This window comes from Pseudomonas sp. PDM10, from assembly GCF_014852295.1.
GTDB lineage: Bacteria > Pseudomonadota > Gammaproteobacteria > Pseudomonadales > Pseudomonadaceae > Aquipseudomonas.
The window spans coordinates 426,677-442,724 of record NZ_JACVBJ010000005.1; the positions used below are offsets into that span (position 1 = coordinate 426,677).

General features: G+C 58.9%; 15 protein-coding genes. 13 read left to right on the top strand and 2 right to left on the bottom strand.

The window, feature by feature from the left end:
* Positions 1-33: 33 nt before the first annotated feature.
* Entirely contained in the window at positions 34-1,191 is a 1,158-nt protein-coding gene (locus IB252_RS19565) for a hypothetical protein (RefSeq protein ID WP_192409975.1), read from the top strand.
* Positions 1,185-1,946, top strand: coding sequence for a hypothetical protein (locus tag IB252_RS19570; protein WP_192409976.1), 762 nt, complete (start codon positions 1,185-1,187; stop codon positions 1,944-1,946). The genes IB252_RS19565 and IB252_RS19570 overlap by 7 nt, the downstream gene beginning before the upstream one ends.
* A 162-nt stretch (positions 1,947-2,108) precedes the next feature.
* On the opposite strand, the gene rsgA is transcribed toward IB252_RS19570, so the two are convergent.
* Entirely contained in the window at positions 2,109-3,140 is a 1,032-nt protein-coding gene (rsgA, locus tag IB252_RS19575) for a small ribosomal subunit biogenesis GTPase RsgA (RefSeq protein ID WP_192409977.1), read from the bottom strand.
* A gap of 107 nt (positions 3,141-3,247) precedes the next feature.
* Between rsgA and orn the strand changes: the two genes are divergently transcribed.
* Both orn and IB252_RS19585 read left to right on the top strand, forming a co-directional pair.
* On the top strand, positions 3,248-3,790 hold the full coding sequence (orn, locus tag IB252_RS19580) for an oligoribonuclease (RefSeq protein ID WP_111449266.1): 543 nt from the start codon (positions 3,248-3,250) through the stop codon (positions 3,788-3,790).
* Positions 3,791-4,044: 254 nt separating this feature from the next.
* Positions 4,045-4,656, top strand: coding sequence for a trimeric intracellular cation channel family protein (locus IB252_RS19585; protein WP_008153267.1), 612 nt, complete (start codon positions 4,045-4,047; stop codon positions 4,654-4,656).
* Between the two features lie 86 nt (positions 4,657-4,742).
* Here the strand turns inward: IB252_RS19585 and queG are convergent, their stop codons facing one another.
* Positions 4,743-5,831: a tRNA epoxyqueuosine(34) reductase QueG gene (gene queG / locus IB252_RS19590; RefSeq protein WP_192409978.1), complete on the bottom strand. Its 1,089-nt coding sequence runs from the start codon at positions 5,829-5,831 to the stop codon at positions 4,743-4,745.
* A 63-nt stretch (positions 5,832-5,894) separates the two neighbouring features.
* On the opposite strand from queG, the gene IB252_RS19595 reads away from it, so the two are divergent.
* From IB252_RS19595 to hflC, 9 genes are all read left to right on the top strand, one after another.
* Positions 5,895-7,394, top strand: a complete 1,500-nt coding sequence (locus IB252_RS19595; RefSeq protein ID WP_192409979.1) for an NAD(P)H-hydrate dehydratase — start codon at positions 5,895-5,897, stop codon at positions 7,392-7,394.
* The gene (gene tsaE, locus IB252_RS19600) at positions 7,382-7,852 is read left to right on the top strand and encodes a tRNA (adenosine(37)-N6)-threonylcarbamoyltransferase complex ATPase subunit type 1 TsaE (RefSeq protein WP_192409980.1); all 471 of its coding nucleotides are present in this window, start codon (positions 7,382-7,384) and stop codon (positions 7,850-7,852) included. The genes IB252_RS19595 and tsaE overlap by 13 nt, the downstream gene beginning before the upstream one ends.
* Positions 7,853-9,280 carry an N-acetylmuramoyl-L-alanine amidase gene (locus IB252_RS19605; protein WP_111449262.1) on the top strand — a complete coding sequence of 476 codons (1,428 nt, stop codon included), beginning with the start codon at positions 7,853-7,855 and terminating at the stop codon, positions 9,278-9,280.
* Positions 9,277-11,187 carry a DNA mismatch repair endonuclease MutL gene (gene mutL / locus IB252_RS19610; RefSeq protein WP_412548175.1) on the top strand — a complete coding sequence of 637 codons (1,911 nt, stop codon included), beginning with the start codon at positions 9,277-9,279 and terminating at the stop codon, positions 11,185-11,187. Before IB252_RS19605 ends, mutL begins: the two co-directional genes overlap by 4 nt.
* Positions 11,187-12,158 carry a tRNA (adenosine(37)-N6)-dimethylallyltransferase MiaA gene (miaA, locus tag IB252_RS19615; RefSeq protein WP_192409981.1) on the top strand — a complete coding sequence of 324 codons (972 nt, stop codon included), beginning with the start codon at positions 11,187-11,189 and terminating at the stop codon, positions 12,156-12,158. Before mutL ends, miaA begins: the two co-directional genes overlap by 1 nt.
* A 93-nt stretch (positions 12,159-12,251) precedes the next feature.
* Positions 12,252-12,512, top strand: a complete 261-nt coding sequence (gene hfq / locus IB252_RS19620; RefSeq protein ID WP_007902656.1) for an RNA chaperone Hfq — start codon at positions 12,252-12,254, stop codon at positions 12,510-12,512.
* Positions 12,513-12,524: 12 nt separating this feature from the next.
* Positions 12,525-13,826: a ribosome rescue GTPase HflX gene (hflX, locus tag IB252_RS19625; protein ID WP_111449259.1), complete on the top strand. Its 1,302-nt coding sequence runs from the start codon at positions 12,525-12,527 to the stop codon at positions 13,824-13,826.
* A gap of 96 nt (positions 13,827-13,922) precedes the next feature.
* On the top strand, positions 13,923-15,092 hold the full coding sequence (hflK, locus tag IB252_RS19630) for an FtsH protease activity modulator HflK (protein WP_008156982.1): 1,170 nt from the start codon (positions 13,923-13,925) through the stop codon (positions 15,090-15,092).
* On the top strand, positions 15,092-15,961 hold the full coding sequence (gene hflC, locus IB252_RS19635) for a protease modulator HflC (RefSeq protein WP_008156983.1): 870 nt from the start codon (positions 15,092-15,094) through the stop codon (positions 15,959-15,961). Before hflK ends, hflC begins: the two co-directional genes overlap by 1 nt.
* Positions 15,962-16,048: the final 87 nt, after the last annotated feature.

The following is a 16,048-nucleotide window of genomic DNA, read 5'->3' on the forward strand; positions in this document are numbered from 1 at the left end:
ATCGTGATGAAATCGTGATACGGAAGAATGACTATGGTTGATTTCACCAGAGATGACCACGACCTCCCTGAGAGACGTGACCTGATCGAACTCAAGGCCTATGTAGAAAGCGTGCTTGGCTTACAGCTGCGCTTGAAACCTTGGGAACACGTCAAAATCCTTCCGTATGCGCTGCGTGACCGTTACGAGTTTTTCGTCACGGAAATCTTGGGCGACAGGTGCCTCATCCTCAAGGAACGTCCACAGCGAGAAGCTAGCGTTGCTGATATCGCCAAGCATATGCAGGCAATCAACAACCTTCAGATGCTCAAGAAGTCGCCCGAAACCGGCGACCTCATGATCTTCGTCACAGACACGATCCCGAGCTATGACAGAAAGCGACTGGTCGAGAAAGGCGTTCAATTCATCGTGCCTGGAAACCAGCTTTACCTTCCGGCCTTTGGAATGGATTTGCGTGAATACTATAGGCAGCGCTTGGAAAAACCTCAGGTTCTGAGCCCCGCGACCCAATCCATGCTTATTCAATTCTTGATTAAAGGATGGCAGCGCGAGCTACTTACCACTCGCTCAACTTTCGAAAAATCCTTTACCTACGCGAAAATGACCGTCACCAGAGCCATCAAGGAGCTGACCGACTTGGACATCGTTCAGATTGGAAAGGAAAAGGGTGAAACCGCGATCTTTTTCCACTTGTCTCCCAAGGAGACTTGGGATGTGTCGAAGGCCTACATGCGTACACCGGTTAAAAAAACGCTTTGGTTAAATGCAATTCCTGAGGCGTTTGACACCCCCATGCTGATGACGGGGGAGGCGGCCCTGGCAGAGATGAGCCTTCTCGCTAGTCCAAAAGTACCTGGTTTCGCAATGACGACTGGGCAGTTCGATCACATTCGAAAGCTCGCTCAGTCCGAGCACGGAGGGAAGATGAATGCGGCATATGGAGACGAGTTCGGCGTTTGGGGCTCAGTATCAAAGACTGCAAAATCGAAATTTGAGACCACATCCCCCTATTATGAGGTGCCGCAAAACCATGCAGCGTGTTGCATTCAGTTTTGGAGCTATGCCCCTCCGCAAAGCAACACAGCCATTGGGACTGTAGACCCATTTTCTCTCTACCTGAGTCTCAAGGATGAACATGATGACCGGGTGCAAATGTGTTTAGATGAAATGATGGAGAACGTGAAATGGTAGTGGGTATCGACCGTTTTAGAGAGTATTTCAAAGACTACCAAGGTAGCTACGTTCTGATTGGCGGGGTGGCAGCATCCATTACCATGGAGCTTCTGGATGAGAAATTTCGAGCTACCAAGGATCTGGATGTTGTACTAGTTGTTGAGGCTCTCAATCGTGAGTTTGTAGGTCAGTTCTGGAAGTTCATCAAGGACGGCGGGTATGCCATTCGCCAAAATGGAGACAGTGAAGGGGGCTCCCCTGTTTTCTATCGTTTCCAGAACCCTGAGGACAAATCTTTTCCAGTTCAGGTTGAGCTTTTTTCTCGTGTGCCAGATGGCCTGGAGCACGAAGAAGCGGCCCGAATGACCAAAGTCCCCGTAGAAGAGCAAGCCGCAAGCCTTTCTGCGATCATCCTAGATGATGAGTATTACAACTTTCTCCTGACCGGCGTCGACCACACACGTGAAATTAGTCACATTGGGGCTGATAGGCTCGTTCCGCTCAAAGCCCATGCCTGGCTTAACAAGAAGGCGCAGATCGAGAACGGCGTACAAGTGGACAGTCGTGATATCAAAAAGCACTTCAAAGATGTGATCTTGCTTTCTGTCGGTCTTACAGAAGGAATGACCGAGCTCCCCGAACGAATTGCTCTCGATATGACGTCATTTCTCAGCCAAGTGCTCGCTGAGCTTGCGTCAAACCCCCTAGGTTACAAAGGGGTGGATGGCGATCGCTTGATCAAGTCCATTCAAGAAGCTTTTAGCCTCAATTAATTCATTGCTTCACATTTGTTGATTCGGGATGGCTGCGACGCCTCGGACTGGAAGCTTGAAAAACAATACCCTGAAACCAGAAAGCCGCGAGATGATCGCGGCTTTTTTGTCTCTGCTGTCTGTCGATCATTTTCGCGGCGTCACGAAAATGATCCCGGCTAATTAATAGCTGGTTTCCGGCAAACTCGCGATGATCGAGCGATAGCTGTTCATCCGTTGCTGCTGCACGCGACCCTCTTCCAAGGCCTTGAGCAGGGCGCAACCCGGTTCGCGGTCGTGCTTGCAGTCGCGGAAGCGGCAGGTGCCGAGCAAGTCGTTGAACTCGATGAAGCCGGCTTCGACGTCGGCACGGCTGACGTGGCCCAGGCCGAATTCGCGGATACCCGGGGAGTCGATCAACTCGCCGCCGCCGGGGAAGTGGAACAACCGCGCGGTCGTGGTGGTGTGAGTGCCCTGGCCGGAGAGCTCGGACAGCGGGCCGACACGGGCTTCGACTTCCGGCAACAGAGTGTTGACCAGCGAGGATTTGCCGACGCCGGACTGGCCGACGAATACGCTGATGTGCCCGTCCAGTTGTGCCTGCAATTGCTCCATGCCATTGCCGTGGTGCGCCGAGACTTCCAGCACCGGATAACCCAGCGTGCGGTAAACCGCCAGCAAGGCATTCAGCGCGGGGGCGTTCTGCTCGTCGATCAGGTCGAACTTGTTGAGCAGCAGCAGCGGACGAATCCCTGCGTGCTCAGCAGCGACCAGATAACGGTCGATCAGGTTGGCATGAGGCTCGGGCAGCGGCGCGAAGACGATGACGATCATGTCGACGTTGGCCGCTACAGGCTTGAGCTGACCACGGCTGTCCGGACGGCAGAGTTCGGTTTTACGCGGCAGTTGCGCCACGATCACGCCGATGCCCTGGTTGCCGGCACGCCAGACCACCTGATCGCCGGTCACCAGCGCCGGCAGGTTGGCGCGCAAGTGACAACGGAATACCTGGCCGGCCAGATCGCCATCGAGGGCTTCGACTTCGACCTGCACACCGAAGTGCGCGATCACCAGGCCGGTCTGTTCCGGACCCAGATCGCCACCCTCAAGTGCCTCGACAGCCGAGGACTCGCGTTTGGCGGCGCGGGCAGCGCGTTCGCCCTGAATCTTTTCGATGCGCCAGTTTTGACGACGATTGAGTTGGCGTTTGGCCATGGGTGTTCCGTATCAAGAATGCAGCGATTAGGTAAAACGGCCGCGAGTTTAGCACGCCCGGCCGCCGCCCTAGGCTAAACTGCGCAGCATTGCCTAGGAGCCGACACATGCAAAACCCGCAGAATCTGATCTGGATCGACCTGGAAATGACCGGTCTGAACCCTGATACCGACGTCATCATTGAAATGGCCACCATCGTTACCGACAGCGACCTGAACACCTTGGCCGAAGGTCCGGTGATCGCTATCCATCACAGCGACGAAATTCTTGCTGGCATGGACGAGTGGAATACCCGTCAACACGGCGGCTCCGGGCTGACCCAGCGCGTTCGCGACAGCCGCATCAGCATGGCCGAAGCTGAAGCCCAAACCATCGCTTTCCTGGAAAAATGGGTGCCGAAGGGCAAGTCGCCGATCTGTGGCAACAGTATCTGCCAGGACCGTCGCTTCCTTTATACGCACATGAAATCCCTGGAAAGCTTCTTCCATTACCGCAACCTTGACGTGTCGACTCTGAAAGAGTTGGCCGCACGCTGGGCGCCGGACGTGCGCGACAGCTTCAAAAAGGGCAGCACTCACCTGGCCCTGGACGACATCCGCGAATCGATCGCCGAGCTGCAGCACTATCGCAAGAACTTCATCAAGTTCTGATTGGGTGCTCGCTGGCCATTGTGGCGAGGGGGCTTTCTGTGGCGAGGGGATTTATCGAAACGTCGCACCGCCCCGTTCGGCTGCGAAGCAGTCGTAAAACCTGCGAATGCGTTGCCACTGAAAGAATGCAGGGGAGCGCTTCGCACTCCAACGGGGATAAATCCCCTCGCCACAGGTCTCAGTGTCTGTTTTGCCCTCTTTTGGTGCCGGGACTAAATGGCTAGACTGCGCGCCTTCTTGCAAGGACCGCCACCATGTTGCTGATGCTTTACCTGATTGCCATTACCGCCGAAGCCATGACCGGTGCCCTGTCTGCCGGCCGTCGCGGAATGGACTGGTTTGGCGTGGTGCTGATTGCCTGCGTCACGGCGTTGGGTGGGGGTTCGGTGCGTGACGTGCTGCTTGGCCACTACCCGCTGACGTGGGTCAAACACCCGGAATACCTGGTGCTAACCTCGGTGGCGGCGATGTTCACGGTCTTCGCCGCACGCTGGATGCGCCATCTGCGCTCGCTGTTTCTGGTGCTCGATGCTGTGGGCCTGGTGGCGTTTACCCTGATCGGCTGCATGACCGCGCTGGAAATGGGCCACGGCATGCTCGTAGCGTCCGTCAGCGGTGTGATCACCGGGGTTTTCGGCGGCATCCTGCGCGACATTTTCTGCAACGACATCCCGCTGATCTTCCGCCGCGAACTCTACGCCAGCGTCTCGTTCGCGGCGGCGTGGTGCTACATGCTGTGCATTTACCTGCAATTGCCGGGTGAACAGGCGATTTTGATCACGCTGTTTGGCGGCTTCCTGCTGCGGTTGCTGGCGATCCGGTTTCATTGGGAAATGCCGAAGTTTGTTTATAACGACGAGGCTTGAACGAAGATTGCTAGTCCTGGCGGTTTGCTCTTAATAGGGTAATTCGACTTCAAATGGGGTAGTTCATCATCAAATTACCCCATTTGTTAAGGGCGAGATCCTTCGTTGCCAGCGCGCTGGTCATGTTGCTTCAACGCCCACTCCACATGCTCTCGCACCAACTCTGACGGATAATCCCTGCGAGCCTTCAACGCTTCCAGCACCGGAATGCTCGACGGAGCATTGCCTAGGCCAACCGCCAGGTTTCGCAGCCATCGCTCATAACCCGCCCGGCGTAACGGCGAACCTTCAGTGCTGCTGAGAAACTTCTCCTCATCCCACATGAACAGCTCTGCCAACTCCGCGTTGTCCAGATTGTGCCGTGGCTTGAAGTCGCTTTCGCCGGACGGACGGGCGAAGCGGTTCCACGGGCAGACAATCTGGCAGTCATCACAGCCAAATACCCGATTGCCGATCAGTGGCCGCAAATCTTCCGGGATCGCGCTTTTCAGTTCGATGGTCAGGTAGGAGATGCAGCGTCGGGCATCCAGCACGTACGGGCCGACGAAGGCGTTGGTCGGGCAGATGTCGAGGCATGCGGTGCAGCGGCCGCAATGCTCGGTAGTGTGAGGCGGGTCGACGGGCAGCGGCAGGTCGACGAACAGTTCGCTGAGAAAGAAGTAACTGCCGGCCTTGCGATTCAAGACCAGGGTGTTTTTGCCGATCCATCCCAGACCGGCCTGTTCCGCGATGGCTTTTTCCAGCACCGGCGCGCTGTCGACGAAGGCGCGGAAACCAAACGGGCCGATTTCGGCCTGAATTTTATCGGCCAGTTGTTGCACGCGTTTACGGATCAATTTGTGGTAATCGCGGCCCAAGGCATAACGCGAGACGTAGGCTTTTGCAGGTTGTGCCAGGCGTTTGGCCATTTCGGTGTCACCTGGCAGGTAGTCCATGCGCAGGGAAACCACCCGAAGCGTGCCGGGCACTAGCTCGTCCGGGTGTGAGCGTTTGCTGCCGTGGGCGCCCATGTAGTCCATTTCGCCGTGGTAGCCGGCCGCGAGCCAGCGTTCCAGGTGCTGCTCATGCTCGGCCAGGTCGAGGCCGCTGATGCCGACTTGCTGAAAGCCCAGCTCGCGGCCCCAGTCCTTGATGGATTGGGCGAGGGCGGGCAGGTCTGTGGTAATTGCGGGCATGAGGCGAGAGAAACCGGAGCTGAGGTGCGTATAATTCTGCCAGACATCGGAGCCCGAAGACGCATGCCGCACACTAAAGATGATTTACCCGACGCGCTGTATAGCGCCGCGCAAGTGCGAGCCCTCGATGCAAGCCTGGTTGCGGCCGGCACACCGGGCTTCGAATTGATGCAGCGCGCGGCGCGGGCGACCTGGCGTGCGCTGGTCCGCCATTGGCCGTCGGCGAATGAATTGAGTGTCATGGCCGGTCATGGCAATAACGCCGGCGACGGTTATCTGGTGGCCGTGCTGGCCCGACGTGCCGGCTGGCATGTGCGGGTGTTGGCGGTCGGTGATCCCAAGCGTTTACAGGGTGATGCGGCATCAGCCCATGCCGAGGCCGTGTCCGAAGGTGTCGCGGTTCAAGCCTGGAGCGCACAGTCTGAGTTGCACGGTATCGTGCTGGATGCCTTGCTCGGCACCGGCCTGACGGGTGAGGTGCGAGCACCCTACGCGGGCGCCATTGCGGCGATCAACGGCAGCGGGCTGCCGGTTGCGGCGGTGGATATCCCTTCGGGGTTGTGCGCTGATACCGGCCGAATACTCGGCGCTGCGGTGCGGGCTGACCTGACGGTGACGTTCATCGGCCTGAAACTGGGTCTGTTCACTGGTGATGCTGCAGACGTGGTTGGGGCGTTGGTGTTCAACGATCTGCAGGCCTCCCCCGAGTCGTTTAACGGCGTCGCCATCAGTGCACGTCGCCTGACGGCCAGTTCGTTGCCGCGTCTGGCGGGCCGGGCTCCAACCTCCCATAAAGGCAAATTCGGCCACGTCCTGCTGATCGGCGGTGATCGCGGCTTTGGTGGCGCCATCCTGCTGAGCGCACAAAGTGCCCTGCGCAGCGGCGCGGGCATGGTGTCCGTGGCCACGCGCAGTGAACATGTTCCGGCCGCGCTGGCGAGAATTCCTGAAGCCATGGTGTTGGGCACTTCGTCGGCCAATCAACTGATGGAACTGCTGCAAAAGGTTTCCGTGCTGGTTGTCGGCCCAGGCTTGGGTCAGGCTTCCTGGGGGCGCAGCCTTTTGTCGGCGGCTGCCAAGGCGCCGCTGCCGCAAGTCTGGGACGCCGACGCATTGAATCTGCTGGCCACAGAGCACGTGAGCTTGCCCAAGGACTGTGTGATCACGCCGCATCCAGGCGAAGCGGCGCGCTTGTTGGGGGTGAGCACTGCCGTAGTGCAGGCCGATCGTCCTGCGGCGGCTCGCGCATTGAGCAAAAAATATACAGCTGTCGTGGTGCTCAAAGGCGCCGGCAGCCTGATCGCCAGCCCCGATGGGCGTCTGGCGTTGTGTCATCAGGGCCATCCTGCGATGGCCACCGCCGGTTTGGGTGATGTGCTGGCCGGTCTGGTCGGCGCGTTGCTGGCGCAAGGCATGGAGGCGTTCGACGCCGCCTGCCTGGCCGTCTGGCTGCACGCCAATGCTGGCGCGCAAGAAGGTAAATCGGGCCGTGGGCTGGCGGCCAGTGATCTGATTCCAGCCATTCGTCAGTTGTTGGAGGAGCAAGCACCGTGTCTGAAATAACCCTGTACCTGGCTGATGAAGAGGCGATGACCGCGTTTGGCGCGCGCATCGCAAAAACCACTCAAGGGCACGGTCTGATTTTTCTGGAAGGGGACCTGGGGGCGGGGAAAACCACGCTGTCTCGGGGCATCATTCGTGGCTTGGGGCATGTAGGCGCGGTAAAAAGTCCGACCTTCACCCTGGTCGAACCCTACGAGATTGGCGAAATCCGGGCCTTCCATTTCGACCTCTATCGCCTGGTCGACCCTGAAGAGCTGGAGTACCTCGGGATCCGTGACTATTTCGACGACGATGCGTTGTGCCTGATCGAATGGCCCGAAAAGGGTGCAGGCTTTTTGCCAAAGCCTGACCTGACCATTACCATTGGCCCGCAAGACAGCGGGCGTTCGCTGAAAATTTTGTCCCAGGGCTCGCGTGGCGAGTCGTGGTGTGCCGCTTTGGCATTGGAAACCAATTAAATGATGGGGTTAGGTATGCGCTTTCGCGCGATGGTAGCTGCCGTAGGATTGTTGTTTTTGGCGGTGACCGTCGACGCTGTGGCCGAGACGAAGGTCAACAGCGTTCGCCTGTGGCGGGCTCCAGACAACACACGACTGGTGTTCGATCTGAGCGGTCCTGTCCAGCACAGTGTCTTCACCCTGACCGCACCGGATCGGCTGGTCATCGACATCAATGGCGCGACTCTGGGGGCGCCGCTGAACGTCAACAGTTCGAACACTCCGATCACCGCCATGCGCTCGGCTCAACGTACGCCAACCGATCTGCGGGTGGTCATCGACCTGAAAAAAGCCGTGACGCCGAAAAGTTTTACCTTGGCGCCAAACGCCCAGTACGGCAATCGCCTGGTGGTCGACTTGTTCGACAACGCCGCCGATGCCGCGCCAATTCCGGCGCCGACCAACGTCGCGACGGTCGCCCCTGTCCCGGTCACTCCGGTGGAGCCTGCGGTGAAGCTGCCGCCAGCCCCGGCCGGCAAACGCGACATTGTTGTGGTGATCGACGCTGGCCACGGCGGCGAAGACCCGGGCGCCTCCGGCTCTCGCGGTCAGCGCGAGAAAGACGTGGTGCTGGCCATCGCCCGCGAATTGCAGCGTCAGGTCAGCGGTATGAAAGGCTTCCGCGCCGAACTGACCCGCACCGGCGACTACTTCATCCCATTGCGTGGCCGTACCGAAATCGCCCGCAAGAAGGGCGCCGACCTGTTCGTCTCGATCCATGCCGACGCAGCGCCGTCTGCGGCAGCCTTCGGTGCGTCGGTGTTCGCTTTGTCCGATCGCGGCGCCACCTCGGAAACCGCCCGTTGGCTGGCCGACAGCGAAAACCGCTCCGACTTGATCGGTGGTGCTGGCAGCGTCAGCCTCGACGACAAGGACCGCATGCTGGCCGGTGTGCTGCTCGACCTGTCGATGACCGCTTCCCTGACTTCGAGCCTGGACGTTGGCCAAAAGGTCTTGAGCAACATCAGCCGGGTCACGCCGTTGCACAAACAACGGGTGGAGCAGGCCGGGTTCATGGTGCTGAAATCGCCGGACATTCCGTCGATCCTGGTGGAAACCGGCTTCATCTCCAACTCCAACGAAGCCTCGAAACTGTCGGCGGCGAGCCACCAGCAGGCGCTGGCACGCTCGATCAGCGCCGGTGTTCGCCAGTTCTTCCAGCAGAATCCGCCACCGGGCACCTACATCGCCTGGCTACGTGATTCCGGCAAAATCGCTCAAGGTCCACGTGACCATCGGGTGAGCCCGGGCGAGACGTTGGCGATGATCGCTGTGCGTTATCAGGTGTCTCCGGCCACCCTGCGCAGCGCCAACAACCTACAGAGTGACGAGCTGAAAATCGGTCAGAACCTGACCATCCCCGGCACTGAACTGGCGGCCAAAGAATGAACCAGGTGCTGACCAACACGGCTCGCATCGAGCTGCTCAGCCCGCGACTGGCGAACCAGATTGCCGCCGGTGAGGTGGTTGAGCGCCCGGCTTCGGTGATCAAGGAGCTCCTGGAAAACAGCCTCGACTCCGGCGCCAGGCGTATCGATGTCGATGTGGAGCAGGGCGGCGTCAAGCTGCTGCGGGTGCGCGACGATGGCAGCGGCATTTCTGCCGATGACCTGCCGCTGGCCCTGGCGCGACATGCCACCAGCAAAATCCGCAACCTGGAAGACCTCGAGCAGGTCATGAGCCTGGGCTTTCGCGGTGAAGCCCTCGCGTCGATCAGCTCCGTGGCACGCCTGACCCTGACGTCCCGCACCAAAGAGGCCGATCAAGCCTGGCAGGTCGAAACCGAAGGCCGGGACATGGCGCCTCGCGTGCAGCCAGCGGCCCATCCGGTGGGCACGTCGGTGGAAGTGCGTGACTTGTTTTTCAACACCCCGGCCCGCCGCAAGTTTCTCAAAACCGAAAAAACCGAATTCGATCACCTGCAAGAAGTGATCAAGCGTCTGGCGTTGGCGCGTTTTGACGTGGCGTTCCATCTGCGCCACAACGGCAAGACCATCCTCAGCCTGCATGAAGCCCATGACGACGCGGCCCGTGCCCGGCGTGTGGCGGCGATTTGCGGTTCGGGTTTCCTCGAGCAGGCGCTGCCGATCGAGATCGAGCGCAATGGCCTGCATTTGTGGGGCTGGGTCGGCTTGCCGACGTTCAACCGCAGCCAGGCAGACTTGCAGTATTTCTTTGTGAACGGCCGTGCCGTACGCGACAAACTGGTGGCCCACGCGGTGCGCCAGGCCTATCGCGACGTGCTGTTCAACGGCCGGCATCCGACGTTCGTGCTGTTCTTTGAAGTCGATCCGGCAGGCGTTGACGTCAACGTGCACCCGACCAAGCACGAAGTGCGCTTCCGTGACGGGCGCATGGTTCACGATTTCCTCTACGGCACCCTGCACCGCGCCTTGGGCGATGTGCGGCCGGAAGACCATCTGGCCGCGCCTGTCGCGACGGCCATCGTTCGACCTACCGGCATTGATGCTGGCGAGTTCGGTCCGCAGGGCGAAATGCGTCTGGCGGCCAATGCCTTGCTGGAACCGCCTCAGGCCCAGCCGTCGTTCAATACGCCGGCCGGCTCGGGTGCGGGTGCCGGTTATCAATATCAGTACTCGCCGCGGCCTCAGTCCGGCGTGCCGGTGGCTGAGGCCCAGGCCGCTTATCGCGAGTTTTTTGCACCCTTGCCAGAAGCCAACGCGGTAGCGCTGCCGGCCGGTCAGGACGACATTCCGCCGCTGGGTTATGCACTGGCGCAGCTCAAAGGCATCTATATTCTTTCGGAAAACGCCCAGGGCCTGGTGCTGGTGGACATGCACGCGGCTCACGAGCGGATCATGTACGAACGCCTGAAAATCGCCATGGCCAGCGAAGGCCTGAGCGGTCAGCCGCTGCTGGTGCCGGAGTCCCTGGCTGTCAGTCAGCGTGAAGCCGATTGCGCCGAAGAACACGTCGCGTGGTTCCAGCGCCTGGGCTTTGAATTGCAGCGTCTGGGCCCGGAATCCCTGGCCATCCGGCAGATCCCGGCACTGCTCAAGCAGGCAGAAGCCAATCGATTGGTCAGTGACGTCCTCGCGGACCTGATGGAATACGGCACCAGCGACCGGATTCAGGCGCACCTGAACGAGCTGCTCGGGACAATGGCCTGCCATGGCGCGATTCGGGCAAATCGACGCCTGGCCCTGCCGGAAATGAACGGTCTGCTGCGGGACATGGAAAACACCGAACGCAGCGGTCAATGCAACCATGGCCGACCGACTTGGACCCAATTGGGCCTGGACGATCTGGACAAACTGTTTTTGCGCGGTCGTTGATGAGCCAGCTCCCTCCTGCGATTTTCCTGATGGGGCCGACCGCCGCCGGCAAGACCGACCTGGCCATCGAACTCACTAAAGTCTTGCCTTGCGAGCTGATCAGCGTCGATTCGGCGCTGGTCTACCGTGGCATGGACATCGGCACCGCCAAGCCCTCAAAAGAGCTTCTGGCTGAATTTCCACACCGGTTGATCGATATTCTCGACCCGGCAGAGAGCTATTCGGCCGCCGATTTCCGTCGTGATGCCCTCCAAGCCATGGCCGAGATCACCGCGCGGGGCAAAATTCCGCTGCTGGTGGGCGGCACAATGCTCTATTACAAGGCTTTGGTTGAAGGTCTGGCAGACATGCCGGCGGCCGATCCGGCCATTCGCGCGCAGATCGAAGAAGAAGCTGCACGCCTTGGCTGGCAAGCCTTGCACGATCAATTGGCAGTCATCGATCCGCAATCTGCGGCGCGTATTCATCCGAACGATCCGCAGCGACTCAGTCGGGCGCTGGAAGTTTATCGCGTCAGTGGTCAGAGCATGACTGCACTAAGGTTGCAACAATCTGCGCAAAGTACTGAAGCAGCCGCCTCGGGACTGCAACAATTGCCCTATACTGTCGCGAACTTGGCCATTGCTCCGGCAAATCGCCAGGTATTGCACGAGCGAATTAAACAAAGATTCACGAATATGCTGGAACAGGGATTCATTGACGAGGTCGTAGCCCTGCGTAAGCGAAGTGACCTGCATGCCGGGTTGCCGTCTATACGTGCAGTAGGCTACCGACAAGTCTGGGACTACCTGGATGGCAAGCTGACGCAAGCCGAGATGCAGGAGCGTGGAATCATTGCCACGCGCCAATTGGCAAAGCGCCAGTTCACCTGGCTGCGCAGTTGGGCTGATTTACATTGGTTGGACAGCCTCGATTGCGACAATCTGCCGCGCGCCTTGAAATACCTTGGGACCATCTCCATATTGAGCTGAGTCCTTGCAATTGCCGTCTATCCTTGGGGGTGTGACGGCCACAAGCCATTGTTTACCTATTTTTTATATTGAATCCTTAAAGGAGTGCGGCACATGTCAAAAGGGCATTCGCTACAAGACCCTTACTTGAATACTTTACGTAAAGAGAAAGTGGGGGTTTCCATCTACCTGGTCAACGGGATCAAGCTGCAAGGCACGATCGAGTCTTTCGACCAGTTCGTTATCCTGCTGAAAAACACCGTCAGCCAGATGGTTTACAAACACGCTATCTCTACAGTGGTGCCGGTTCGTCCAATTCGTCTGCCTAGCGCAACCGAATCCGAAGCAGGTGACGCTGAGCCAGGTAACGCCTGATAGGAGTCTCCTTTGTTCTTTGAGCGCCACGGTGGTGGTGAGCGAGTAATCCTCGTTCACTTGGATGGACAGGACCCTGAGGCGCGCGAAGATCCGCAGGAGTTTCAGGAACTGGCTAATTCGGCGGGCGCCGAGACCGTTGCGTTTTTTAACGTGCCGCGTCATCGGCCAACCGCCAAATTCCTGATTGGCAGCGGCAAGGTCGAGGAACTGCGCGACCTGGTCAAGGCCGAAGAGGCCGATCTGGTGATTTTCAATCACATCCTCACGCCCAGTCAGGAACGTAACCTCGAACGTGTTTTCGAGTGTCGCGTGATCGACCGTACCGGTCTGATTCTCGATATTTTCGCCCAACGTGCCCGTACCCATGAAGGCAAGCTCCAGGTAGAACTGGCCCAGCTTGACCACATGAGCACGCGGCTGGTTCGTGGCTGGACCCACCTTGAACGTCAGGGTGGTGGTATCGGCATGCGTGGCCCGGGTGAAACCCAACTCGAAACCGACCGCCGTTTGCTGCGGGTTCGTCTGCGGCAGATCAAGGGTCGGCTGGAGAAAGTGCGCAGTCAGCGCGAACAGTCGCGACGTGGGCGTATGCGTGCGGATATCCCTACCGTGTCGCTGGTGGGGTATACCAACGCCGGTAAATCCACGCTCTTCAATAACGTGACGAAATCCGACGTTTACGCGGCTGACCAATTGTTTGCCACGTTGGACCCGACCCTGCGCCGTCTGGAACTGGACGATCTGGGGCCGATTGTCCTGGCGGACACTGTAGGTTTCATTCGCCATTTGCCCCACAAGCTGGTCGAGGCCTTTCGGTCTACCCTCGAAGAGTCGAGCAACTCCGACCTGCTGTTGCACGTGATCGATGCGGCCGAACCCGATCGCATGTTGCAGATCGAGCAGGTGATGGTGGTGCTGGGCGAGATTGGTGCCCAGGACTTGCCGATCCTCGAGGTCTATAACAAACTCGATTTGCTTGAAGGCGTTGAGCCACAAATCCAGCGCGACGAAAACGGCAAACCCCAGCGGGTATGGCTGTCGGCGCGTGATGGCACTGGTCTGGAATTGCTTGAGCAAGCCATTGCCGAGTTACTCGGCAGTGATTTGTTTATCGGCACCTTGCGCTTGCCGCAACGTTTTGCTCGACTGCGTGCGCAGTTTTTCGAACTCGGTGCGGTGCAGAAAGAGGAACACGACGAAGAAGGCATCAGCCTGCTGGCCGTTCGCTTGCCACGGGTCGAGTTGAATCGACTGGTGAGTCGCGAAGGTCTGCAACCGATGGAATTCATCGAACAACACACTTTGCAATAAAAGCCTGAAAAAGCGGTTGTGCCGCGGTGACAGGCATTCTGTAGCATTGGTCGGCGCGCCGTGGGTGCGTCTTTGCTTTATCAGATGGAGAGCGCTATGGCTTGGAATGAGCCGGGTGGCAACTCGAATAATCAGGATCCTTGGGGTGGCAAACGCCGCAATAACGGCGACCGCAAGGGACCACCGGATCTCGACGAGGCCTTCCGAAAGCTGCAGGAAAGCCTGAACGGGTTGTTCGGTGGTGGTAAGAAACGCGGTGATGACGGTGGCGGTTCGGGCAGGAGTGGCGGCTTCGGCGGTCTGCTCGGCATCGGCCTGGTCGTGTTGGCGGCCGTGTGGCTGTACAGCGCGGTCTATGTAGTCGACGAGCAGGAGCAAGCCGTGGTGCTGCGCTTCGGCAAGTACTACGAAACCGTTGGCCCGGGCCTGAACATCTACTTCCCGCCGATCGATCGCAAGTACCTGGAAAACGTCACGCGTGAGCGTGCCTATACCAAGCAGGGTCAAATGCTGACTGAAGACGAGAACATCGTCGAAGTGCCGCTGACCGTGCAGTACAAGATCAGCAACCTGCAGGACTTCGTGCTGAGCGTTGATCAGCCGGAAATCAGCCTGCAGCACGCGACCGAAAGTGCCTTGCGCCATGTGGTGGGTTCCACCGCGATGGACCAGGTGCTGACCGAAGGTCGTGAATTGATGGCCAGCGAAATCAAGGAGCGTCTGCAACGCTTCATGGATACCTATCGCACCGGTATCACCGTCACTCAGGTCAACGTACAGAGCGCAGCCGCACCGCGTGAAGTGCAGGAAGCCTTCGATGACGTGATCCGCGCCCGTGAAGACGAGCAGCGTTCGCGTAACCAGGCTGAAACCTACGCCAACGGTGTCGTGCCGGAAGCCCGTGGTCAGGCCCAGCGCATCATTGAAGATGCCAATGGTTACCGTGACGAAACCGTCTCGCGCGCCAAGGGTGAGGCTGATCGCTTCACCAAGCTGGTGAGCGAGTATCGCAAGGCACCTGAAGTGACCCGTCAGCGTCTGTACCTGGACACCATGCAGGAAGTCTTCAGCAACACCAGCAAGGTTCTCGTGACCGGCAACAAGAATGGCCAGAGCAATCTGCTGTACTTGCCGCTGGACAAGATGGTCGAAGGCGGTCGCAACACCAGCACTTCGGTGACCGGCGCGGCAGCCACCAGCAATGAAGCGAATGTGCGTGCAGCCGATCTGCAGCAACAGCAAGCACGTACCAGGGAGAGTCGCTGATGAGCAATAAATCGCTGATCGCCCTTATTGTCGGCGTCGTCGTGGCGATCGCTGCCTGGAACTGCTTCTACATCGTGGCTCAGACCGAGCGTGCGGTGCTGCTGCAGTTCGGTCGTGTAGTCCAGACTGATGTTCAGCCGGGCCTGCATGTGAAAGTGCCTTACGTTAACCAGGTGCGCAAATTCGACGCACGCCTGATGACGCTGGATGCACCGACACAACGCTTCCTGACGCTGGAAAAGAAAGCCGTCATGGTCGATGCCTACGCCAAGTGGCGCGTGAAAGATGCCGAGCGCTTCTACACCGCGACTTCCGGCCTCAAGCAGATTGCTGACGAGCGTCTTTCCCGTCGTCTGGAGTCGGGCCTGCGTGACCAGTTCGGTAAGCGCACGCTGCATGAAGTGGTTTCCGGTGAGCGCGATGCGCTGATGACCGATATCACGGCTTCGCTGAACAAGATGGCGGAAAAAGAGCTGGGTATCGAAGTTGTCGATGTTCGGGTCAAGGCCATCGATCTGCCGAAGGAAGTGAACCGCAGCGTGTTCGAACGCATGAGTTCCGAGCGTGAGCGTGAAGCTCGCGAGCACCGCGCCAAGGGTAACGAGCTGTCGGAAGGCATTCGTGCCGACGCTGATCGTCAACGCCGCGTGTTGCTGGCTGAAGCCTATCGTGAATCTGAAGAGGTTCGTGGTGATGGTGATGCCCAGGCCGCTGCAATCTACTCCAAGGCCTACGGCCAGGATCAGGAGTTCTACGGTTTCTACCGTAGCCTGCGTGCCTACCGTGAAAGCTTCGCGAACAAATCCGACGTCATGGTCCTGGACCCAAGCAGCGACTTCTTCCGTTACCTGGAAAAAGCCAAGCCTTGATACGTCGTTGACCTGAATCATCCCCCGCCTGGCGGCTAACGCCTCGGGCGGGGTGATCCTTTGGGAAAACGTGTGTATGATGCGGCA

Bases quoted from the DNA above. Each gene is read 5' to 3' on its own strand.
- queG (WP_192409978.1), bottom strand. From the start codon at position 5,831: ATGCCCGCAATTACCACAGACCTGCCCGCCCTCGCCCAATCCATCAAG.
- miaA (WP_192409981.1), top strand. From the start codon at position 11,187: ATGAGCCAGCTCCCTCCTGCGATTTTCCTGATGGGGCCGACCGCCGCC.
- rsgA (WP_192409977.1), bottom strand. From the start codon at position 3,140: ATGGCCAAACGCCAACTCAATCGTCGTCAAAACTGGCGCATCGAAAAG.
- hflK (WP_008156982.1), top strand. From the start codon at position 13,923: ATGGCTTGGAATGAGCCGGGTGGCAACTCGAATAATCAGGATCCTTGG.
- IB252_RS19570 (WP_192409976.1), top strand. From the start codon at position 1,185: ATGGTAGTGGGTATCGACCGTTTTAGAGAGTATTTCAAAGACTACCAA.
- IB252_RS19595 (WP_192409979.1), top strand. From the start codon at position 5,895: ATGCCGCACACTAAAGATGATTTACCCGACGCGCTGTATAGCGCCGCG.
- hfq (WP_007902656.1), top strand. From the start codon at position 12,252: ATGTCAAAAGGGCATTCGCTACAAGACCCTTACTTGAATACTTTACGT.
- IB252_RS19585 (WP_008153267.1), top strand. From the start codon at position 4,045: ATGTTGCTGATGCTTTACCTGATTGCCATTACCGCCGAAGCCATGACC.
- hflC (WP_008156983.1), top strand. From the start codon at position 15,092: ATGAGCAATAAATCGCTGATCGCCCTTATTGTCGGCGTCGTCGTGGCG.
- orn (WP_111449266.1), top strand. From the start codon at position 3,248: ATGCAAAACCCGCAGAATCTGATCTGGATCGACCTGGAAATGACCGGT.
- mutL (WP_412548175.1), top strand. From the start codon at position 9,277: ATGAACCAGGTGCTGACCAACACGGCTCGCATCGAGCTGCTCAGCCCG.
- IB252_RS19565 (WP_192409975.1), top strand. From the start codon at position 34: ATGGTTGATTTCACCAGAGATGACCACGACCTCCCTGAGAGACGTGAC.
- IB252_RS19605 (WP_111449262.1), top strand. From the start codon at position 7,853: ATGATGGGGTTAGGTATGCGCTTTCGCGCGATGGTAGCTGCCGTAGGA.